19 protein-coding genes are annotated in these 20,476 nt (G+C 71.5%); 11 read left to right on the top strand and 8 right to left on the bottom strand.

Annotated features, from left to right (window positions below):
* Position 1 precedes the first annotated feature (1 nt).
* From BpN12_RS15295 to BpN12_RS15275, 5 genes are all read left to right on the top strand, one after another.
* On the top strand, positions 2–1,102 hold the full coding sequence (locus tag BpN12_RS15295; RefSeq protein WP_246796426.1) for a ketoacyl-ACP synthase III: 1,101 nt from the start codon (positions 2–4) through the stop codon (positions 1,100–1,102).
* A complete protein-coding gene (locus BpN12_RS15290) occupies positions 1,099–1,863 on the top strand; it encodes an SDR family NAD(P)-dependent oxidoreductase (RefSeq protein ID WP_246796425.1) in 765 nt (254 codons plus the stop codon). The genes BpN12_RS15295 and BpN12_RS15290 overlap by 4 nt, the downstream gene beginning before the upstream one ends.
* Positions 1,864–1,886: 23 nt before the next feature.
* Entirely contained in the window at positions 1,887–2,555 is a 669-nt protein-coding gene (locus tag BpN12_RS15285) for an acetyltransferase (RefSeq protein WP_246797918.1), read from the top strand.
* Between the two features lie 8 nt (positions 2,556–2,563).
* Positions 2,564–3,622, top strand: coding sequence for an aromatic ring-hydroxylating oxygenase subunit alpha (locus BpN12_RS15280; protein ID WP_246796424.1), 1,059 nt, complete (start codon positions 2,564–2,566; stop codon positions 3,620–3,622).
* 255 nt (positions 3,623–3,877) lie between these two features.
* Entirely contained in the window at positions 3,878–4,504 is a 627-nt protein-coding gene (locus BpN12_RS15275) for a LysE family translocator (RefSeq protein ID WP_246796423.1), read from the top strand.
* 147 nt (positions 4,505–4,651) lie between these two features.
* Here BpN12_RS15275 and BpN12_RS15270 read toward each other — a convergent pair whose 3' ends face one another.
* Together BpN12_RS15270 and BpN12_RS15265 are read right to left on the bottom strand one after the other, a co-directional pair.
* On the bottom strand, positions 4,652–6,328 hold the full coding sequence (locus BpN12_RS15270) for an acid phosphatase (RefSeq protein ID WP_246797917.1): 1,677 nt from the start codon (positions 6,326–6,328) through the stop codon (positions 4,652–4,654).
* A 563-nt stretch (positions 6,329–6,891) separates the two neighbouring features.
* Positions 6,892–7,854, bottom strand: coding sequence for a LysR family transcriptional regulator (locus tag BpN12_RS15265; protein ID WP_246796422.1), 963 nt, complete (start codon positions 7,852–7,854; stop codon positions 6,892–6,894).
* Between the two features lie 159 nt (positions 7,855–8,013).
* Between BpN12_RS15265 and BpN12_RS15260 the strand changes: the two genes are divergently transcribed.
* Positions 8,014–8,937: a carbon-nitrogen hydrolase family protein gene (locus BpN12_RS15260; protein ID WP_246796421.1), complete on the top strand. Its 924-nt coding sequence runs from the start codon at positions 8,014–8,016 to the stop codon at positions 8,935–8,937.
* Positions 8,938–9,164: 227 nt separating this feature from the next.
* Here the strand turns inward: BpN12_RS15260 and BpN12_RS15255 are convergent, their stop codons facing one another.
* Entirely contained in the window at positions 9,165–10,211 is a 1,047-nt protein-coding gene (locus tag BpN12_RS15255; protein ID WP_246796420.1) for an aldo/keto reductase, read from the bottom strand.
* 121 nt (positions 10,212–10,332) lie between these two features.
* On the opposite strand from BpN12_RS15255, the gene BpN12_RS15250 reads away from it, so the two are divergent.
* On the top strand, positions 10,333–10,926 hold the full coding sequence (locus tag BpN12_RS15250) for a TetR/AcrR family transcriptional regulator (protein ID WP_246796419.1): 594 nt from the start codon (positions 10,333–10,335) through the stop codon (positions 10,924–10,926).
* 136 nt (positions 10,927–11,062) lie between these two features.
* Complete coding sequence (locus BpN12_RS15245) at positions 11,063–11,395, top strand: hypothetical protein (protein WP_246796418.1); 333 nt, start codon at positions 11,063–11,065, stop codon at positions 11,393–11,395.
* Between the two features lie 209 nt (positions 11,396–11,604).
* On the opposite strand, the gene BpN12_RS15240 is transcribed toward BpN12_RS15245, so the two are convergent.
* Positions 11,605–11,910: a carboxymuconolactone decarboxylase family protein gene (locus tag BpN12_RS15240; protein WP_246796417.1), complete on the bottom strand. Its 306-nt coding sequence runs from the start codon at positions 11,908–11,910 to the stop codon at positions 11,605–11,607.
* An 89-nt stretch (positions 11,911–11,999) separates the two neighbouring features.
* On the opposite strand from BpN12_RS15240, the gene BpN12_RS15235 reads away from it, so the two are divergent.
* The 3 genes from BpN12_RS15235 (at position 12,000) to mug (ending at position 15,602) form a co-directional block, all read left to right on the top strand.
* Positions 12,000–13,004, top strand: a complete 1,005-nt coding sequence (locus tag BpN12_RS15235) for an AraC family transcriptional regulator (RefSeq protein ID WP_246796416.1) — start codon at positions 12,000–12,002, stop codon at positions 13,002–13,004.
* Positions 13,005–13,191: 187 nt separating this feature from the next.
* A complete protein-coding gene (locus BpN12_RS15230; RefSeq protein ID WP_246796415.1) occupies positions 13,192–14,787 on the top strand; it encodes a methyl-accepting chemotaxis protein in 1,596 nt (531 codons plus the stop codon).
* Between the two features lie 233 nt (positions 14,788–15,020).
* Entirely contained in the window at positions 15,021–15,602 is a 582-nt protein-coding gene (mug, locus tag BpN12_RS15225) for a G/U mismatch-specific DNA glycosylase (RefSeq protein ID WP_246796414.1), read from the top strand.
* A 136-nt stretch (positions 15,603–15,738) separates the two neighbouring features.
* Here mug and BpN12_RS15220 read toward each other — a convergent pair whose 3' ends face one another.
* From BpN12_RS15220 to BpN12_RS15205, 4 genes are all read right to left on the bottom strand, one after another.
* Positions 15,739–16,698: a type II secretion system protein gene (locus BpN12_RS15220; protein ID WP_246796413.1), complete on the bottom strand. Its 960-nt coding sequence runs from the start codon at positions 16,696–16,698 to the stop codon at positions 15,739–15,741.
* 212 nt (positions 16,699–16,910) lie between these two features.
* A complete protein-coding gene (locus tag BpN12_RS15215; RefSeq protein ID WP_425306344.1) occupies positions 16,911–17,336 on the bottom strand; it encodes a type II secretion system protein in 426 nt (141 codons plus the stop codon).
* Positions 17,337–17,353: 17 nt separating this feature from the next.
* Positions 17,354–17,881: a type II secretion system protein gene (locus BpN12_RS15210; RefSeq protein WP_246796412.1), complete on the bottom strand. Its 528-nt coding sequence runs from the start codon at positions 17,879–17,881 to the stop codon at positions 17,354–17,356.
* 26 nt (positions 17,882–17,907) lie between these two features.
* Positions 17,908–20,475, bottom strand: a complete 2,568-nt coding sequence (locus BpN12_RS15205) for a secretin N-terminal domain-containing protein (RefSeq protein WP_246796411.1) — start codon at positions 20,473–20,475, stop codon at positions 17,908–17,910.
* Position 20,476: the final 1 nt, after the last annotated feature.

Here is a 20,476-nt window from a genome sequence, read left to right as displayed (position 1 = left end):
CTTGAACGCGCCGCTCGCCTCCGTCGGCCGGGAGCTGCGCTCCGGCGGCGCCCGCATCGCCGGGGTAGTGTCGTGCGTGCCCGCGCGCGAGCTCGCCAACGACGCCTTCGCCGAGCGCTTCGGCGAGGCCGCCGTGCGCGACGTGGTCAAGATGATCGGCGTCGAGCGCCGCCGCGTGGCCGCCGCCGGCGAGACCGCCGGCGACCTGTGCCGCGCCGCCGGCGCCCACCTGCTGCGCGGCCTCGGCTGGCGCGCCGACGAGGTGGATGCGGTGCTGTTCGTCTCGCAGACGCCCGACTACCGGCTGCCCGGCACCGCGTTCGTGCTGCAGGCCGCCTGGGGGCTGCCCGCCGCGTCGATCGCGCTCGACATCAACCTCGGCTGCTCCGGCTACCCGCAGGCGCTCTGGCTCGGCATGAACCTGATCCGCAGCGGCGCCGCGCGGCGCGTGCTGCTGGCCGTGGGCGACACCATCAGCAAGCTGGTCGACCCCGACGACCGCGCCACCGCGCTGCTGTTCGGCGACGCCGGCACGGTCACCGCGCTCGAAGCCGATCCCGAGGCCGAGGACGCCGTGTTCGTGATCGGCTCGGACGGCAGCGGTGTGCCGAACCTGATCGTGCCGGGCGGCGGCTGCCGGGAAAGCGTGGTTGCCGGCACCTCCGCCGGCGCGCCGGAAGCCGCACCCGAGGCCGACCCGCGCCTCGCGGGCCGCTCGCGCGCGCACCTGTTCATGGACGGCGGCGAGATCTTCAACTTCACGCTGCGGCGCATCCCGCCGCTCGTCGCGCGCACGCTCGAGCTGGCCGGGCATGGCGTGCCGGACCATGACGCGTTCCTGTTCCACCAGGCCAACCTGTTCATGCTCAAGCATCTGGCGAAGAAGGCCGGCCTGCCGGGCGAGCGCGTCCCCGTCAACCTGACCACCTACGGCAACACGAGCTGCGCGTCGATCCCGCTCCTGATGACCACCGAACTGCGCGAGGCGCTCGCCACGCGGCGCCAGCGCCTGGCCATGTTCGGCTTCGGGGTGGGCTACTCGTGGGCCTCGGCCTCGCTCGTCACCGGGCCGCTCGCCGTCGTCGACACCATCGAATCATGACCGTCTTCTCCGATCGCGCCCTCGCGGGCGGCACCTATCTCGTCACCGGCGCCTCGTCGGGCCTCGGCCGCGCCACCGCGGTGGCGATCGCGCGCGCCGGCGGCCGCGTGATCGCGGGCGGCCGCGACGCCGCGCGCCTCGCCGACACGTTCGCGGCGCTGCCCGGCGACGGCCATCGCGCCGAAACGCGCGCGCTCGACGACGCCGACGTCACCGCCGAGTGGGTCTCCGAACTGGCCGAGACGCACGGCGCGCTGGCCGGCGTGTTCCACGCGGCCGGCATCGAGCTGATCCGCCCGGCCCGCATGACCAGGCAGGCGCAACTCGACGACACGTTCGCCGGCAGCCTGTTCGCGGCGTTCGGCATCGCGCGCGCGGCCGCCAAGAAGGGCGTGCTGGCCGACGGCGCCTCGCTGGTGCTGATGTCGTCGGTGGCCGCCTCGACCGGTCAGGTCGGGATGACCGCCTATTCGGCCGCCAAGGCCGGCGTGGAAGGGCTGGTGCGCTCGCTCGCCTGCGAACTCGCGCCGCGCCGGATCCGCGTCAACGCGATCGCGGCCGGCGCGGTACGCACCGAGATGCATGCGCGCCTCACGCGCGGCAGCCCCGACGACGCGGTGGCCGCCTACGAGTCGAGCCACCTGCTCGGCTTCGGCGAGCCCGAGGACGTGGCCAACGCCGCGCTGTTCCTGCTGTCCGACGCGAGCCGCTGGGTGACCGGCACGGCGCTCGCCGTGGACGGCGGCTACCGGGTGCGCTGATGAGCACGCCGACGGGTGGGCCGATGCATGCGCCGGCAGGTACGCCGCACGATGCCGCGAAGCCGGCCCGCTACCTCGTGGCCGGCGGCGGCGCGTTCGCGCGCGAGCTGATCAACTGGGCCGAGGATGCCGCCGACGCGGGCCTCGGGCCGCGCGTGACGGGCTTCCTCGACGCGAATCCGCGGGCGCTCGACGGCTTTCCCTACGCGCTCGAATGGCGCGGCGACATCGACGGCTACCAGCCCGCCGACGGCGACGCGCTGCTGATCGCGATCGGCGAGCCGCAGGCCAAGCGCGACGTGGTGGCCCGGCTCGCCGCGCGCGGCGCGCGCTTCGCCTCGCTGCGCCACCCGAGCGCGGTGGTCGCGCGCAGCGCGCGGCTCGGCACGGGCGTGGTGCTGTGTCCGCAGGCGGTGCTGTCGGCCGACTGCGAGGTCGGCGATTTCGTGGCCGTCAACATCCTGTCGAGCGTCGGCCACGACGTCACGGTGGGCGCCTATTCGACGCTCAGTTCGCACGTCGACCTGACCGGCCACGTGCGGGTGGGCGAAGGCGTGTTCTTCGGCTCGGGCGCGCGCGTGCTGCCGCGCGTGGCGGTGGGCGCCGACGCGCGGATCGGCGCCGGCGCCGTGGTGATGCGCAAGGTGCCGGACGGCGCGACCCTGTACGCCGCGCCGGCGAAGAAGCTGTGAGCGCGGCGATGGATTTCGATCTCGAACTGATCGCGCGCCACTGGCAGCTGGTGGGCCACCGGCGCGAGCTGCCGGCCGACGGCGACTTCATGCGCTTCGACTGCGCGGCCGGCGAGATCGTCGTGTTCAACGACGCCGGCGAACTGGTCGCGTTCGACAACCGCTGCCCGCACCGCGGCGCGCGCATGTACCTCGACGACAGCGGCAACCAGCCGGCCAGCTGCGCCTATCATGGCTGGACCTACCGCGAGGGGCAGCTGATCATCCCGGGCCGCGAGCGGTTCCGCCACTGCTCGATCGAGCGCGCCGCGCTCAACACCTATGCGCTCGACTGGTGCGGCGACTTCCTGTTCGTCGGCATCCGCCCCGCCACCGACCTGGCCACCCAGCTCGGCGAGTTCGAGCCGCTGGTGGCCGACATCTCGTTCAACATCGACCGGCGCCTCGACCTGAACCGCTACGACTACGGCTGCTACTGGCCGCTCGCGGTCGAGAACGCGCTCGAGCCGTACCACATCGGCGCCGTGCATCCGGGCACGCTCGGCACGCTCGCGCTCGAGGACGGCGAGAACCATTACGACGGCGTGAACTCGCTCTGGCGCACGCCGCTCGGCGCCTCGCGCCAGCGCAACCAGCTCGCGAAGCTGCGCCGCCTGTTCGCGATCGACTACCAGTACGAGGGCTACCTGAGCCTGTACCTGTTCCCGTTCACGATGATCTCGTCGACCTACGGCTACTCGTACTCGCTGCAGCATTTCCTGCCGGCGGGCGGCGCGGCGGCCGGGCTCACGCGCTTCACGAGCCGGCTGTACGGCGCCCCGACCACCGGCGCGGCGGCCGACGGCATCCTCGAGCCGTTCTTCGCCTCCACCGCGCGGCTGAACCGCCAGGTGTTCGACGAGGATCACGCGATCTGCCGGCGGCTGCCGCGCGACGCATGGTCCACCGCGCCGCTCGCGTTCCCGGCCGACACCGAGGCGAAGATCGACCACTTCCGCGCCTCGTGCCGCGCGTTCGACGCGGCGCTGCATCCGGGCGCGCCGGTCGCGGCGCGCTCGGCGGCTTGAGGTGGTGTCGCGGCGATTTCAGCGGTGATCTGAAGCGGCGCGCGGCGCGGCGCGACTCGGGACGACCGGAGATGGCGCCCGTCCGGCTGCCTGGCGCACGCTCATCGCTCACCGGCGGCTCGCCTGCTCGACCGCGCGCCTTCCGGCCTCGTGGTCACGTCATCGCGCACCCACCGCCTGCTCGTCGCTCGCCCGCTTGACAGCGCGCGGCCGGCCGTGGATCACTGGCGGCTCCTCACCCTTGCGGAGCTTCCGATGACCTTCGAAACCTGGCTCGCGTTCGCCGGCGCATGCATCGTGCTGGTGCTGATCCCCGGCCCGACCATCCTGCTCGTGATCGGCGATTCGCTGGCGAACCGCCATCGCTCGTCGTGGAGCACGGTGGCCGGCGTGGCGGCCGGCGACACCACCGCGATGGCCGTCTCGCTGGCCGGCGCGGGCGCGCTGCTCGCGCTGTCGGCCACCGCGTTCACGGCGCTCAAGCTGGTGGGCGGCGCCTACCTGATCTACCTCGGCCTGCGCTCGATCCTGCAGGCGCGCGCGGCCGGCCGGCAGACCGTGCCGGTCGAGCCGAAATCGGCCGCGCGCCGCTTCCTGAGCGCCTGGACCGTCACCGCGCTGAACCCGAAGAGCATCGTGTTCTTCGTCGCGTTCGTGCCGCAGTTCGTGTCGCCGCACGCGACCTTCCTGTCGCAGTGCGCGGTGCTGCTGCCCACCTTCGTCTGCATCGCGACGCTGAACGCCGCCTGCTACGCGCGCCTCGCACGCTACGCGGCCTCGCGGCTGACCGGCGCCACGGCGCAGCGCCGCTTCGGCTACGGCGGCGGCGCGGTGCTGATCGGCGCCGGCGCGCTGACGCTGCGGATGTCGTCGCAGCATTGAGGCACTAACGGAATCGGCGGGGCGGGCGGCATCGCGGCGCCGATGCCGGCCACATGTAAAAAACGGGCAGCCGCTTCCGGCTGCCCGTTCCGCTTTCCCGCCCGTCGCCCGATCACCGGGCATACCGACCGAACCGCCTCGACCTGCTCAACCGAGCGTCAGCGCGTTCGTCAGATCACCCGGCGGCACCGCGCCGCGCTCGGCGAACGCGCGGTCGCGCGCGGCCACGCCGTCCAGCGGCGCAAGCCCGTGGACGCGGCTGATGAAGCGCAGGATCGAGTTGGTGTCGTAGAGCGTGTGATCGACGTAGCCGCGCTTCGCGAACGGCGAGATCACCAGCGCCGGGATCCGCGAGCCCGGGCCCCAGCGGTCTCCCTGCGGCGGCGCGACCGGGTCCCACCAGCCGCCGTTCTCGTCGTGCGTCATCACGATCACCGTGTTCGGCCACAGCGGGCTGTTGCGCAGATGCTCGATCACCGCGGCCACGTGGCGGTCGCCCGATTCGACGTCGGCGTAGCCCGCATGCATGTTCAGGTTGCCCTGCGGCTTGTAGAACGTCACGGCCGGCAGCCGGCCCGCGTCGATGTCGGCCAGCAGCCGGTTGGTGGACGGATCGTCGCCGAGCCCCGCGTCGCGCAGGTGGCGGCGGCGCGCCTCGGTGCCGGGCGCATAGTTCACGAAATAGTTGAACGGCTGATGATGGTGCTGGAAGTCCGGCACCATGCCGGTGTCGCGGTGATCGATCGCGTACTGCCACGCGCCCGCGTACCAGGCCCAGTCCACGCCCTTCTCCGAGAGCCGGTCGCCGATCGTCGCGTAGCGCTGCGGCGGCAGCACGCGCGGGTTGGTCGGATCGGCATAGGCCGGATTGCCGCCTTCGAGCGGACGCACGTTGCTGGGCTGGTACGGCGGCGCCATGGTATTCACCGCGTAGCCGTCGGGCGTGAAGAGGCCGTCGTTGACGAACTTCGGCGGGCCTTCGAGCGCCGAGGCCGGCGAATCGTCGGCGAGCTTCAGGCGCGTGCCGGTGGGGTCGTCGCCGTCCACCACCGAGGCCAGCGACCTGGCCGGGCTGGTCGCGATGTCGGGATAGAACGGCGCCTGCGCCGAGATCAGGAAGATGTGGTTCAGCCACGAACCGCCGAACGCGGCCATGAAGAAGTTGTCGCAGAGCGTGTAGTCGCGCGCGAGCTGCCAGAGCCGCAGCGTTTCGGCCGAGTTCCGGTAGTGGCCCATCACCAGGCCGCCCGAATCGGCCCAGGCCGCGAACTGGTCGTTGCGGCCCGCGTTGATCTGCATCTGGTTCTGGTAGAAGCGGTGCCAGAGGTCGCGCGTGATCACGCCGTTCGGCAGCGGCTTGCCGTGCGCGTCGTGGATTCGGAACGGCGCGTTCTTGAGGCCGTGGATGTCGCGCTCGGCGATCATGTAGCGCGTGCCGTCCACCTCCTGCGCCTGCGGCACCAGCCCGCCCCAGATCGCCGGCAGCCGCGCGAGCGGCGTCTTGCCGTCGCGGTCGAGCTGCGTGTAGCGCTCGGCCGGCACCGTCGAGAGCGGCTGCGCGACGCCGGGGAAATCGCCGTACAGGTTCGCGAAGCTGCGGTTCTCGGCGTAGATCACGACGATGTGGCGGACCTGCTCGCGCAGCGCGCGGTCGGCGCGCAGTTCGGCCTCCGTGCGCGGCGCGGCGGCCTGCGCGCCGCCCGGCGGCGCGGCACAGGCGCCCAGCGCGAGGCTCGCGCCGAGCGCGGCCAGGCCGCCCAGCGCGCGACGACGCTCCGGATCGTCGGGGCCGGCGGCGCCCGGCTCGCCGGCAACGCCGGGCAATGCGTCGCTGTCGGCGCTGGCGCCGCTCGGATTCGATTTCGGGTCGGTCACGTCGTCATCCTCCTCGGTCGGTGTGGTGTGTCGTTCTGGAAACGCGTCGATCCGCCATGGACGCTGCGCGTACTGCGTGACGCTTTCGTGACACCACGGGATGCCGCGATGGTAACCGGCCCGGCTGGAGACGGCGCGGGAAATCTCGCCCGAGCCGGCGCAGGATCAGGGTCTGGGCATCTCGAAATGGTGTCGGGTTTGCGGCCGGTTCGCGGCCGGTTCGCGGCCGGTTCGCAGCAAAGCGCGGCGGGGAGCGGTTGCGCCGGGGTGGCCCGTTTCCGTTGGGTCGGCGGCTTCGTGGCGGGCTGCGTCGGTTGGCCACCGGGCGGGCTCGATGGGGCCGCTTGGTGGGTTTGCCTGTCGGCCGCGCGTTGGTTTGGCCGTTGGTTTGGCCGTTGGTCTTGGTCGTTGGCACTGCCCGCTACCACTCAACGTTCACCGCTCGCCGTTCACCACTCAACCTCCCGCCAGCGCCCGCGGCCGTTCGCTCGTGCCACTCAGCGCGCCACACGCTACGTCCGGTCGCCGGAAACACCAATCACCGGATCGCCAGCCCCCGGAAACCCGACAAAGCAGTCCACGATCGCCTGCCGCAGCTTCGCGACGGCCGCGTCCCGCAACGTGCTGACGCGCCAGCCGAGCGCGACCGGGTAGGCCGGCATCGCGAGCGGGCAGGCCACGAGCGCGAGCCCCGTCATGCGCGCGATCGCGTCGGCCGCGTGATGCGGAATCGTCGCCACGGCCGGCGTGCCGCGCAGCAGGAACGGCAGCGCGGCGAAATGCGTGGTGGACGCGCGCACCGTGCGGCGGCGCCCGATCTCGGCGAGCGCCTCGTCGACGATCCCGACCACCCCGCCCGACGACACCAGCACGTGCTCGCGCGCGAGGAAGTCGTCGAGCGTCAGCGTGTAGCGCCCGGGGCCGGGCGTGCCGGCCGGATCGAGCAGGCAGGCATAGCGCCCGTCGCCGAGCGCCATGTGACCGAGCCCGCGCGTGGCGAAGCCGCCCGCCGCGATCGCCAGATCGACCTCGCGGTTCGCGAGCGCGTCGCCGACGATCTGGCTGTGGGTCTGCCGGAACATCACGCGCAGGCCCGGTGCGAGCTGCGCGGCGCGTTCGATGAGGCGGCGGCCGAACGCGATCTCGAAATCGTCCGACATCGCGACCGACACGGCGCGCCCCTCGAACGAGGCCGGCGCCGGCGCGCCGAACGCGAGGCTCTGCCGGCAGCGGTCGAGCGCCTCGCCGATCAGCGGCTTCAGCTCGCGCGCACGCGCGGTGGGCGCGAGGCCGCGGCCGGTGCGCACGAACAGCGGATCGCCGTAGAGCACGCGCAGGCGCCGCAGCGCGGCGCTGACGGCCGACTGAGTGAGGTCGAGCCGGATCGCCGCGCGGCTCGCGCCGCCCTCGTCGAACAGCGCTTCGAACACCTTCAGCAGGTTCAGGTCGACATCGGCGATATTCATGGCGTTCATATCGAAAAGTAGGCCGGCCCGTATTGTCGGGCGGGGCATCGCGCCATGATACGGGCATCGAAACGCGGCCCGGACCCCAGACCGGGTCGTGAACCGAGATGTCCCATCGATAACGCGAAAGCCCGCGCCGGCGGCGCGATCGCCTCACCGGAGCCTGCCATGCCCCAATCCCGAATCGCCGCGCTGCAGATCGGCGCCTCCCCGCTCGGCAAGGCCGAGACGCTGCAACGGATCCTCGCGTTCGAGGACGCGATCCGCGCCGAGCGGCTGTCGCTGGTGGTGATGCCCGAGGCGCTGCTGGGCGGCTACCCGAAAGGCGAGACGTTCGGCACCCGGCTCGGCTATCGCTTGCCGGAAGGCCGCGACGCGTTCGCGCGCTATCACGGCAACGCGATCGACGTGCCGGGGCCGGAGACCGACGCGCTGGCCGGGCTGTCGGCGCGCAGCGGCGCCTCGCTCGTGATCGGCGTGATCGAGCGCGCCGGCGCGACGCTGTACTGCACGGCGCTGTTCTTCGATCCGGCCGCCGGCCTCGTCGCGAAGCACCGCAAGCTGATGCCGACCGGCACCGAGCGGCTGATCTGGGGGCAAGGCGACGGCTCGACGCTGCCGGTGGTGGAGACGGCGGCCGGCCGCGCCGGCGCCACGATCTGCTGGGAGAACCACATGCCGCTGCTGCGCATGGCGATGTACGCGAAGGGCGTGGAAATCTGGTGCGCGCCGACCGTGGACGAACGCGAGATCTGGCAGAACTCGATGCGCCACATCGCGCACGAGGGGCGCTGCTTCGTGGTGAGCGCGTGCCAGGTGCAGCCGTCGCCGGCCGCGCTCGGCATCGAGGTGCCGGGCTGGGACCCGCGGCGGCCGCTGATCAACGGCGGCAGCGTGATCGTCGGGCCGCTCGGCGACGTGCTGGCGGGGCCGCTCACCGGTGAAACCGGGCTCGTGATCGCCGAGGTCGACACCGCCGAACTGACGCGCGCCCGCTACGACTTCGACGTGACGGGCCATTACGCGCGGCCCGACGTGTTCTCGCTCGCCGTCGACGAGCGCGCGAAACAGACGGTGGTGTTCAACGATTGAAAAGGCCGAGGCGGCGGCGCGGCGTGCGACCCGGCTGGCCGGGTGGCGCATCGGCCGTTCGGCGGACTGGCGCGGACCCGGTGGTGCGACACCGGTCGGCCGCCGGCGGACCCGCGCGGCCGACGCCGCGCCCGGCCGGGCGCGTCACGCCCATCAACCGGGCCGGCCACGCCTCGCACCGGCATCCCGACCGACGCAACCAGCCGCACCGCACCGCGCCCGCCCGCTCAAGCCACCGGCCGCGCCGGCAGGTTCAGCAGATCGTATTTGCCGCCCGAGATGCGCTGGCGCGTGGCCGGGCTCTCGTTGATCGAATGCGGGAACACCAGCGGCAGCGCGCTGACCGCATCGAGCCGCGCGATCTGCTCGGCCGGCAGCGTCAGCCGTGCCGCGGCCAGGTTGTTCTCGAGCTGCGCGACGCTGCGCGGCCCGATGATCGGCAGCGAGCCCCTGGCGGCCACCCAGGCGATCGCCACCTCGCCCGCGCTCACGCCCAGTTCATGCGCCACCTCGAGCAGCGTGTCGAGGATCGCGCTGCGCTGCGGCGTGTCCTCGGGCTGGAACACCCGGCCGCCGAGCCCCTCGGCGCGCCCCTGCTCGCCGCGGCGATACTTGCCCGTCAGCATCCCGCCGCCGAGCGGCGACCACGCCACCACGCCGAGCCCGAGCGCCTGCCCGGCCGGCAGCAGCTCCTGCTCGGTGGTGCGCTGCACGAGGCTGTGCTCGACCTGCAGGCCCGCGAGCGGCAGGCTGCCGCGCAGCTCGGCCAGCGTCGCCGCGCGCGCGACGCGCCACGCCGGAAAATCCGACAGCCCCGCGTGCAGGATCTTGCCCGCGCGCGCCAGGTCGTCGAAGCCGCGCATGATCTCCTCCATCGGCGTGACGCCGTCGGCCATGTGGACCCAGTACAGGTCGACATGGTCGGTCTTCAGCCGCTTCAGGCTCGCTTCCAGCGACGCGACCATCGCCTTGCGGCTGTTGCCCGTCACGAGGATGCCGTCGTTCGGGGTCGCGCGCTGCGTGTACTTGGTGGCGAGCACGAAGTCGTCGCGGCGGCCCGCCAGCAGCTCGCCGAGGATCTCCTCGGATTCGCCGAACTGATAGCTGTCGGCCGTATCGATGAAGTTGCCGCCGGCCTCGGCGTAGCGTTCGAAGATGCGGCGCGCCTCGTCGGGTGCCGCGCCGTGGCCCCAGCGGGTGCCGAAGTTGCCGGCGCCGAGCACGAGTTCGGAGACTCGCAGCCCGGTGTGCCGGCCAAACAGGGAATAGCGCATGGTCGAAATTCCTGCGTCGTTGAGGAAACGGGAGCGTCCGCCTTATTCATTGCAGTCGCAATGTTAATGACATTAATTGCGACCGTAACTAAAATCAAGAAAAATCTGTCGGGAGGGCGTCATGCGGGTATCGAAGGAAAAGGCGGCGGAAAACCGCGAAGCGCTGCTGAATGCGGCGGGACGGCTGTTTCGCGCGCGCGGCATCGATGGCGTGGGGGTGGCCGACATCGGCCGCGAGGCCGGGCTCACGCACGGCGCGCTCTATGCGCACTTCGATTCGAAGGAGGCGCTGGCCGCCGCGGCGATGAACAAGGGGCTGGAACACAGCCTCGCCTCGATGGCGCGCTCGGGCGGCGAGGCGCCCGGGCTCGGCCGCTATCTGGATTTCCTGTTCTCGGCGCGCATGCGCGACACGCTGGAGGAAGGCTGCCCGCTCGCGGCCTCGGCCAGCGAGGTCGCGCGGCAGGGCGAGCCCGTGGCCGCCTGCTTCACGGAAGGTTTCATGCGGATGGCCGCGCTGGTCGAGGCGAGCCTCGACCCCGCGCTGCCGGCCGGGGAGCGGCGCCGCATCGCGTTCACCACGATCGCCGCGCAGATCGGTGCAATCGCGGCGACACGTGCGATCGCGAAAATCGACCCGGCGTTGTCAGACGACGTACTGGAGTCGGTCAAATCGGTACTCGGGCAGATCGAGCACGGGCGGCCCGCTCCCTGAGTTGGCGCAGGCGGCGCGGGCACGGCCTGCCGCGGGTTCCGGCACGCTTGATCCATTCGGATGCGATCGCGGGCGGTTTCACTACACTGCCCCGATCGGCCGACAACCCTGCCTACCGTCATCGAGGAGGATCGACATGGTGAACGACATGCGCGCGGTGGTGATTCATGCGCCGATCCGCGAACTGCGCGGCTTGCCCACCTGGAAGCTGATTCCGTTCGCGAGCATCGCCGGCGGCCCGCGCGGCGCCCGCACCTACGGCGTCAGCAAGCACGGCGTGATGATCACGCTCGACGAGACCGCACCCGGCATCACGCAGACCCTGAACGTGATCCCGCACGACCAGAACGACGATCGCGCCGCCGCGAGCCATGCGCTGCGCGATCTGGCCGACGAACTCGACGCGGCCGGCTTCGACCGCCAGCTGACCGCCTCGGCCGAAGCGCTCGGACTGGTGGGCAACGCCTGACGAAAGAGGGCTGGCCGGCATCGCGTGCGATCCGGTCGGCCCGCGTCGGGACCGGATTCAGGCACGGGCGGGGCCGGATCGGGTCAGCCCTGGTCCGGGGCTGGCTTTCCATCCGATACGAGCCGGCTGCCGCGCGCCCCCACCCCGGACACCGCCGTCCGAAGCACTCGCCGCCGGCCAGCCGCGAGGTGCGCCGGCGGCGCGCCCGCTCAGCCGCGGAACAGATGCGTGGCGTGCGTGATCGCCCCGCCCGCGCGGATCGCGGCCGCGACCAGCGCGGCCTCGGTCAGCTGCGCCTCGCTCGCGCCGGCCTTGCGCGCCGCCTTGCCGTGGAGGTCGATGCAGTACGGGCACTGCGTCGTCAGCGCGACGGCCACCGCGATCAGCTGCTTGGTCTGCGCGCTCAGCGCGCCATCCTCGAACACGGCGTGATCGAATGCCCAGAAAGACTTCATCGCGTCGGGTGCGTTTTCGTCCAGCTTCTTCAACAGGGTAAGATTCTTCGGGTCGAACATCATTGCCTCCATGAACAGGGGATATCGCCTGTCATCGTAGCGGCGGGTGAGTTCGAATTGGTCTCGACCTGGTTCCGAATCGTCCAGCCATGCACGCACCCCGTTCCGCCCTCCTGCTCGATCACCTGCTCGCCACGCTCGATCTCGGCGTGGTCAATTTTTCGATCTGCGACATCCGCCGCGGCTGGGGCGTGCGCTTCGAGCCGTGCCGCGTGGCGAGCCTGCACTACTGCCTGTCGGGCGGCGGCGCGCTGGCGCTCGGCGACGGCACGCGCGTGCCGCTCGCGCCCCACTGCTTCGTGCTGCTGCCGGCCGGCGCGGTCTACCGGATCGACACGCCGGAGCACATGGCCGCGCGCAGCGTCGAGCGCTCGCGCGTGGGCTCGGCGCTCGCGCGCGAGACCGCGCCCGTGGTCAGCGTGGGCGACGGCGCCGAGGGCGTGGTCACCGCCTGCGGCGAACTCGATCTCGGCCCCGGCGCCGCGGCCGATCCGTTCGGGCCGCTCGCGCGTCCGCTGGTCGTGCGCTTCGACGCGGCCTCGGGCCTGCGCGACCAGTTCGTGCTGCTGCTGGCGGAATCGGCGCGGCCCGGTCCCGGCTCGCGCGTGCTGGTCGAGGCGCTGCTCAAGCAGTGTCTGGTGATGGCGCTGCGCCGTCACATCGACGCCGCCGCCGATCCGTCCGCCCCGGCCCACGCCGTCGATACCGCCGGCGCCGTGCTGCCCTGGGCCGGCGGCCTCGCCGACCCGCGCCTGGCCGCCGCGCTCACGGCGATCTTCGAGCGCCCCGCGCAGGCGCTCACCGTCGAACGGCTCGCGGCGCTCGCCTCGATGAGCCGCTCGGCGTTCGCCGCGCGCTTCGCCGAGGCGTTCGGCCAGCCGCCGATGGCGATGCTCAAGACGGTGCGCCTGCGCCGCGCGGCCGAGCTGCTCGCCACCACCGCGCTGCCGGTGGCCGCGGTGGCGAAGGCAGTCGGCATGGCGAGCCGCAGCAATTTCTCGGTGGCGTTCCAGGCCCTGTACGGCGCCGATCCGAGCACGTTCCGCCGCCGCTCGCGCCCGACCTACCGCCGCGAACGCGGCCCCACCGAATAAATTTTCGATCCGCTGTAACCGGTTGCGCCCGAAAACGGAATAAACCACCGGGCCGAACCGTTCACGTAGGGGCGGCCCTGCTGCCGCGCCGTCGCACGTACCGGTTCCGTCCAAGCCTGGGGACGCGGCCGCGCGTGATCACGGAGACCAACCAGATCCAGAAGTCGCCCGGGCGCTCGGGGAAAACATGAAAATTCGAATCAGAAGTGTGCGGGGCAAGCTGATCGTCAGCTTCGGCATGATGCTGGTCGCCATGGTGGCGCTGGCCGTGATCGCGATCCTGCAGGTGCAGAACATCCGCGAACGGCTCGACGACATCATCGACCTGAACGGCGTGAAGGAGCGCTACGCCGTGAACTTCCGCGGCAGCGTCCACGACCGCTCGATCGCGCTGCGCGACGTCACGCTGGTCGCCCCCGACGAACTGCCGGCCGTGATCCAGCAGATCCGCAAGCTGCAGAACGACTACGACGAATCGGCCAAGCCGTTCGAGACCATCTTCCTGCCGAGCGACAACATCACGCCCGAGGAAAAATCGATCTATCAGGGCATCCAGGCCGCGCAGGCGCGCGCGATGCCGCTGATCGACCAGGTGATCGACCTGCAGACCCGCAACCAGCCCGACGAGGCGCGCAAGGTACTGCTCGAGAACGCGCGGCCCGCGCTGGTGGCCTGGCTCTCGGCCGTCAACACCATGATCGACTACGAGGATTCGCTGAACGCGACCGAGGGGCTGGAGGCGCGCGACACCAGCCGCGCCTTCAAGATCCTGATGGCCGCGCTGACCGCCGGCGCCTGCGTGCTGAGCCTCGCGATCGCCTGGCTCGTCACGCGCAACATTTCGTCGACGCTCGGTGCCGATCCGCGCGAGATGATCGGCTTCGCCGAGGCGATCCGCGCCGGCAACCTGTCGGTGCGCTCGCCCGCGCATTCCTCGGACGACACCAGCGTGATGGCCGCCGTTACCAAGATGCGCGACAGCCTCGCCGAGATCGTCGAGCGCGTGCGCGAGGCGGCCGACGGCGTGGTGCAGGCGAGCCGCGAGATCGCGCACGGCACCAACGACCTGAGCGCGCGCACCAGCAAGCAGGCCGTCGCGCTCGAACAGGCCACCAACGCGCTCGGCGAGTTCGACACCAGCGTCTCCGAGAACGCCTCGAACGCCGGCCACGCCGACGAACTCGCCAACAAGGCCTCGTCCACCGCCAGCAACGGCGGCGACGCGGTCGGCCGGGTGGTGGAGACGATGCGCGGCATCGACGCGTCCTCGCACCGGATCGGCGAGATCATCTCGGTGATCGACGCGATCGCGTTCCAGACCAACATCCTCGCGCTCAACGCGGCCGTGGAGGCCGCCAAGGCCGGCGGCCACGGGCGCGGCTTCGCGGTGGTGGCGGGCGAGGTGCGGATCCTCGCGCAAAAGAGCGCGGCGGCCGCCAAGGAGATCAAGTCGCTGGTGCAGGAGAGCAACGCGCGCGTGAGCGACGGCGGGCGGCTCGTGTCGGTGGCCGGCTCGACCATCGAGGACGTGATCCAGTCGTCGCGCAACGTCACGTCGATCATGAGCGAGATCAACGACGCGTGTAAGGTGCAGACGCGCCGCATCGGCGAGGTCCGCACCATGATCGAGCAGCTCGAGGACAGCACGCAGCAGAACGCGGCGCTGGTCGAGCAGTCGAGCACGGCCACCGAGATGCTGGTGTCGCAGGCCGAGCGACTGCTGGAGACGGTCAGCGTGTTCCGTACCACGGTGGAATCGACGCTGGAGGCGATGCCGGCCTGAGGGTGCGGGGCATGCTTCCCGCTCCGCGATGCGCGGGCGCGGGCCGCGGGCCGCGCCGCATGGCTCAGGCGGCCTGCCATTCGAAGCGGAAGGTCTTGCCGAGCGCGTTGGCGGCGCTCGCGAGCGTGGTCAGCGAGCGTCGGTGGCGCGATCGTTGCCTCGATCTCGGTGCATCCTTCCGGTTTCCGGCGCCGCCTGCCATCGTCCCGCCGTTGCCCAACGCCTCGCACGCCATGACTTCTCCCGTTTCCCTCTCGCCGTTCGACGTCCTGCTGCCCGATCTGCCGGTGCTGTTCTGCGGGATCAACCCGAGCCCGCTCGCGGCGACGTCGGGGCACAACTTCGGCTCGGCGTCGAACCGCTTCTGGCCCGCGCTGCACCTGGCGGGCTTCACGCCGGTGCGGCTGCGCGCCGAGGACGATCGCGCGCTGCTGCGCCACGGCTGCGGCATCACCTCGATGGCGACGCGGCCGACGCGCCGCGCGGCGGAGCTGGGCCGCCTCGAGATGGGCGACGCGGTCGCGCCGTTTCGCGCCAAGGTCGCGCAGTTCCGGCCGCACGCGATCGCGTTCCTCGGCAAGCCGGCGTTCGCGGCGCTCACGCAGCGGCGCGAGATCGAATGGGGCGAGCAGGCGGACCCGTTCGCGGCGGCCCGCGTGTGGGTGCTGCCGAATCCGAGCGGGCTCAATCGCGCGTTTTCGCTGGAGCGGCTCGTCGAGGCCTACGCGGCGCTGCGGCAAGCGATGGCGGTGCAACTCGATGCGTGGCAGGCCACGCACCGCGGCGTGGGCGAAGCGCTGAACGACGGGCAGTAGCGGGCACGGCGTCAACGGCAGGACATCAGCGCGGCGCGGGACCGCCGAGGCCGTGCGCCACCTGGCGCAATCGCGCGAGCGCCGCGACCGGAAGCCGTTGCGTGCGCCCTTCGCGCTCCACACGCCGTGGCGCGCCTCAGTTGCCGGCGCCGCTCCCCGACGACACTCCGCCGCCGCCAGAGAAACCGCCGCTGGAGAATCCACTGCCGCCCGAAAAGCCGCCGTTCGAAAAACCACCGTTCGCGTCACCGCCGTTCGAGCCGCCGCTTCCCGAGCCGAAGCCGCCGTTGGTCGAGAAGCCGCCACCCGACGAGAACCCGCCGCCGTTCGAAAACCCGCCGCCCGAACGACTCCCGCCGTTCGAGAACCCGCCGCCCGAGCCGAACCCGCCGTCGGTCGAGAAGCCGCCGCCGAACCCGCTGCCGCCGCCGAAGCCATCGTCCGAGCCGAATCCGCCGCTCGCCGGGAAGCCGGCATCGGCCATGCCGCTGGTGCCCGGCGCGGCGCCGTCGTCGTCCCCGTTCACCGGCAGCGGCGCGCCCGTCACCATGCCCGGCACCGGCACGCCGCCCGGCGCGCGCGCGCCGAGCCCCTGTTGCGGCGGTCGCGCGACGAACACCCATTGCGTGTAGCTGTGCTTGTCCTCGAAACCGCGAAACTGCTCGGGGAACTGCCGCAGCTGGATCGGATGCTCGTGCGACGCGCTGTGGATGCCGACGATGGTCTGGCCGTTCGGCGAGCGCACCAGCACCCAGTCGGCCTTGCCCGTCAGCGGATCGGCATAGATGCGGCGCAGGTGGCGCACCGGGTTCGGATAGCGCGGATCGCGCACCAGCTCCTCGAGCGAGCGCGGCTGGGTGGGCTGGCCGACCGGCGTGTTGTCGGTGTAGCTGAGCAGTGCGCGCTGGAACTCGTCGCCGATATCGAGCAGCGCCCGCTCGGCCATGCGCCGCTGGTAGAGCGCGCCGAGCTGGATCGTGCCGGCCGCCACCACGCCGATGATCACGATGCCGATCAGCAGCGCCAGATAGGCGAGCCCGTGCTGGCCGCGCCGCGCGCCCGGTCCGCGCCCGCCGCGTGGCAGGCGGTGCGGCATCGGTCCTGCCGGCCCCGCCAGTGCCGATGACGCGGTCGGCGTGCCGAGACCATGGCGACGAGCCTGATGATGAGCGCGATGACAAACGCGGCACCGATCCGCGGCGCCCGCCGCCCCCGGCGACCGCGTCATTGCCCACCCTCGCGCCGTCCGCTCCCCCCAACCCACGCGTCGCGGCACATCCAGCCCGCCATCGCGCCCGTCTCGCGGCGTCATAACGCGTCGAACGGCCGGCCGTCGAGCGTGGTGCCCTCGGCCCCGCTCTTGAGGTCGTAGACCTTGCCCGGGAACTGTTCCTCGGGTGCGATCAGGTGCCAGGTGGTGGCGCTGTCGGTGACGGGGTCGAACGGCAGCGTGCGCAGGTAGTGCTTGTCGACGAGTTCGTCGAGCGACTCGGGGTAGCGGCCGAGGTCGCCATAGAACTTGTCGATCGCGTCGCGCGTGGCGTGCAGGTTCTCGGCGAGGATCTTCTCCTTCGACGCGTCGATCGAATGGAAATACTGCGGCAGCGCGAGCGTGAGCATCAGCGCGATGATCGCCAGCACCATCAGCAGCTCGATCAGCGTGAAGCCGCGCCAGCCACGCCGCGCATGCGTCTTGAGTCGCTCACGCCGCGCGTATCGGTTGGTCGGTCGCATCGGGATTCGCATCGCGCTCACCAGTTCCGGTAGGGAATGCCGTTCAGGCCGACGGCCGTCGAGGTCGAGTAGACGTCGTAGACGTCGTCGCCTTCCTGCGGATCCTCGGGCTCGCTCGCGTAGGCACGCTTGCCCCAGGTGTCGGCGGCGTCGAGCTGCGGATCGTGGCTCATCGGGTCGCGCGGCAGGCGGCGCAGGAAGTAGATCTTTGCGCCCTTCGGATCGTTCTGGTCCTTCACGCCGTCCACCAGCACGTTCAGCGTCGGCGGGTAGCCGGACGCGCCGTTGTCGGACGGCACGCGTCCGTCCTTCGAGGCCGTCTTGTAGGCGTCGATCGCGCCGCGGATCTGGTGCAGCGCCTCGCGCAGTTCCTGCTCGCGTTCGCGCTGGCGCATCACCTGCGCGACCGGCACCGTCATGCTGGCCAGCACGCCGAGGATCGCGAGCGTGACGAGCAGCTCGATCAGCGTGAAGCCGGCCGCCGCGCGCCGGCCGCCGCGCGCGACGCGGGGTCGGCGCGGCGTATCTGGCGCAGGTCGCGGCATCGGCGCGGCAGCGGGCAAGGCGTGCCTCATGGCGTCGGATTGATGCCAAGCGTGAACGCGGACGGCGGCGCGAACGTGATCGGCGCGCCCGTGAGGCCCACCACCGAGCCCGGCGTGATCTTGATCGAGGTCTGCGAGGCCGGCGCCAGCGCCTTGAAGCTCAGCACCGCGTAGGTGCCGGTGGCCGCGCCGCCCATCCCGCCCTGCACGGAGTCGGCGAGCTGCACCTGGCCCGGGCTCACGCGGCTCGAGAACGAGGTGGGCGCGCCGCCCTGCTTCAGGAAATCGCCCTCGGTCACGCCGACGAACTGCAGCTTGGTGGCGTCGAAGCCGACGATCGACGACGCGCTCGCCACCGGCTGGTCGGCCGACATCGACAGCGAGACGGTGACCGAATCACCGGTCTTCACCTGCGGCGGCCCGTCGATCGCCATCTGCGCGGTGCCGAGCACGGCGCCCGAGCCGGGCGCGGCGACGCCGTCGCCGCCGTAGTAGAGGCCGCTGCCGCCGTTGGCGCTGCCGTAGGCCCCGGCACCCGACGCACCGCTCGCGCCGTAGGCACCGCCCGCGCCCGCGCCATATCCACCGTTCGCGCCGTTCGCACCGTAAGCGCCGGCCGTCCCGCCGCCGGCGCCGGTGCTCGCCGCGGACGGCGTGCTGTTCGACGCGGCCGGCTGCGCGAGCCCGTTCGACTGGATCATGCTGCGCAGGTTGGTCTCGGTGCCCGAGGTGAAGTAGGCGAGATCGGCGTCGGGCCGGCGGATGTTGCGCACCAGGTGAGGCGTGATCGCGAGCACGATCTCGGTGTTCTTGGCCTGGTCGTCGTTGGCGCCGAACAGCCGGTCGAGGATCGGCAGCTGGCCGATGCCGGGCAGCTTGTTGCCGGAGGTGCGTTCCTCGTTGTCGATCAGGCCGGCGAGCACGTCGGTCTCGCCGTTCTTCAGCTGCAGCACGGTGCTGGCCGTGCGCGTGCCGATCTGGTACGCGGCGGTGCCGGTGGTGGTGGTGATCGAGTTGCCGAGGCTGCTCACTTCCAGCGCGAGCTTGATGCCGACCGTGTCGTCGAGGTAGACGGTGGGCTCGACGTTCAGCGTCAGGCCGATGTCGAGATAGTTGACCGACTGCGAGAGAAAGCCGGTGGAGGTGGCCGTGGAGGTGAAGTTCGGCACCCGTTCGCCGATCAGGATCTTGGCCTTCTCGTGGTTGCGCACGCGGATCCGCGGATTGGTCAGCAGCTTGACGTCGGAGTCCTGCACGTTGGCGTTGACGGTGGCCTGCAGCGACGACAGGCCGATGGTGCGGATCGTCTGGTGCAGCAGGTCGTTCATGGTCAGGGCCGGGGTCGAGCCGCTCGAACCGGTGCCGTACGAGCCCACGCCGCCATAGCCGTAGGGGTAGTACGGCGAGCCGGTCACGCCGGTGGTGCTGGTCTGCCCGGTGACGGGCGCGATCACGCTGCCGAGCGGCAGCGGCGTGACATTGACCGAACTCGGCCAGGCCACGCCGAGGTTGACCTCGTGGTTGCGCTGCACTTCCAGCACCTCCACCTCGAGCATCACCTCGGGCTCGGGCACGTCTTCCAGCGCGACCAGCCGCTCGGCCATGCGGATCGCGTCGGGCGTGTCGCGCACGATCACCATGTTGAGCTTCTCGTCGGCCACCACGTCGTGGACCTTCAGGATCGTCTTCAGCGTGTTGGCGATGGTCTTCGCGTCGGTGTTCGAGAGGAAGAACGTGCGCACCGCCAGCTCCTGGTAGTCCTTCACCTTCGCGGCCGTGTTCGGATAGATCAGCACGGTGTTCTCGTCGAGCACCTGCTGCGCGAGCTGGTTGGTGGCGAGCACGTAGCGCACGGTGGCGTCGATCGTGCTGTTCTTCAGGAAGATGGTGGTGCGCTGGTCGGTCTTCACGTCGCGGTCGAACAGGAAGTTCATGCCCGAGGAACGCGAGATCACGTCGAAGATCTGCTTGAGCGGCGCGTCGCGGAAGTCGATGCGGATCGGCTTTCGGTAGGCGGCGGCCAGCGCCGCCTCGACGCGCGCCGATCCGGAATCGGCGGCGAGCTTGCGCTGCAGCTCGAGCGCGCGGCGGTTGGCGGGCGCCTCGGTCAGCACGGCGTCGAGCATGCGGCGCGCGTCGTCGGGCTGGTGACGCACGTAGAGCGCCTCGGCGCGGCTCAGCATCAGGTTCAGGCGCACGTCGGTATCGAGCGCGGTGAGGCCGGCGATCGCGCGCTCGTTGCCGGGGCTCAGCGCCAGCACGTGCTCGTAGGCCTTGCGCGCGGCGTCGCGCGCGCCGCTGGCGGCGAGCCGGTCGCCCTGCCCCATCGCCTCGTTGATCGCCTTCTCGCGCTCGGCGAGCCAGGTCTGGCGGTACTTGGCGTCCTCGGGCTCCTGGTTCGACGCGTCGTGGAGCTTGCCGAGCCCCTCGTCGACCTTGCCGGCCGCGACCAGCTTCTGGCCGTCGCGATAGGGCTGGGACTGCGCGCACGCGGCGAGCAGGACCGCCAGCGCGACCAGCATCGTGCCGCGCCGCAGGAGACGCAGCGCGGCCGGGGTGGGCGGGCGGTTTCGGATCGGGGTGGGCTTGGACAAC

It is taken from the genome of Burkholderia perseverans (assembly GCF_022870505.1).
GTDB lineage: Bacteria > Pseudomonadota > Gammaproteobacteria > Burkholderiales > Burkholderiaceae > Burkholderia > Burkholderia plantarii.
This window is presented reverse-complemented; position numbering and strand designations above follow the sequence as displayed.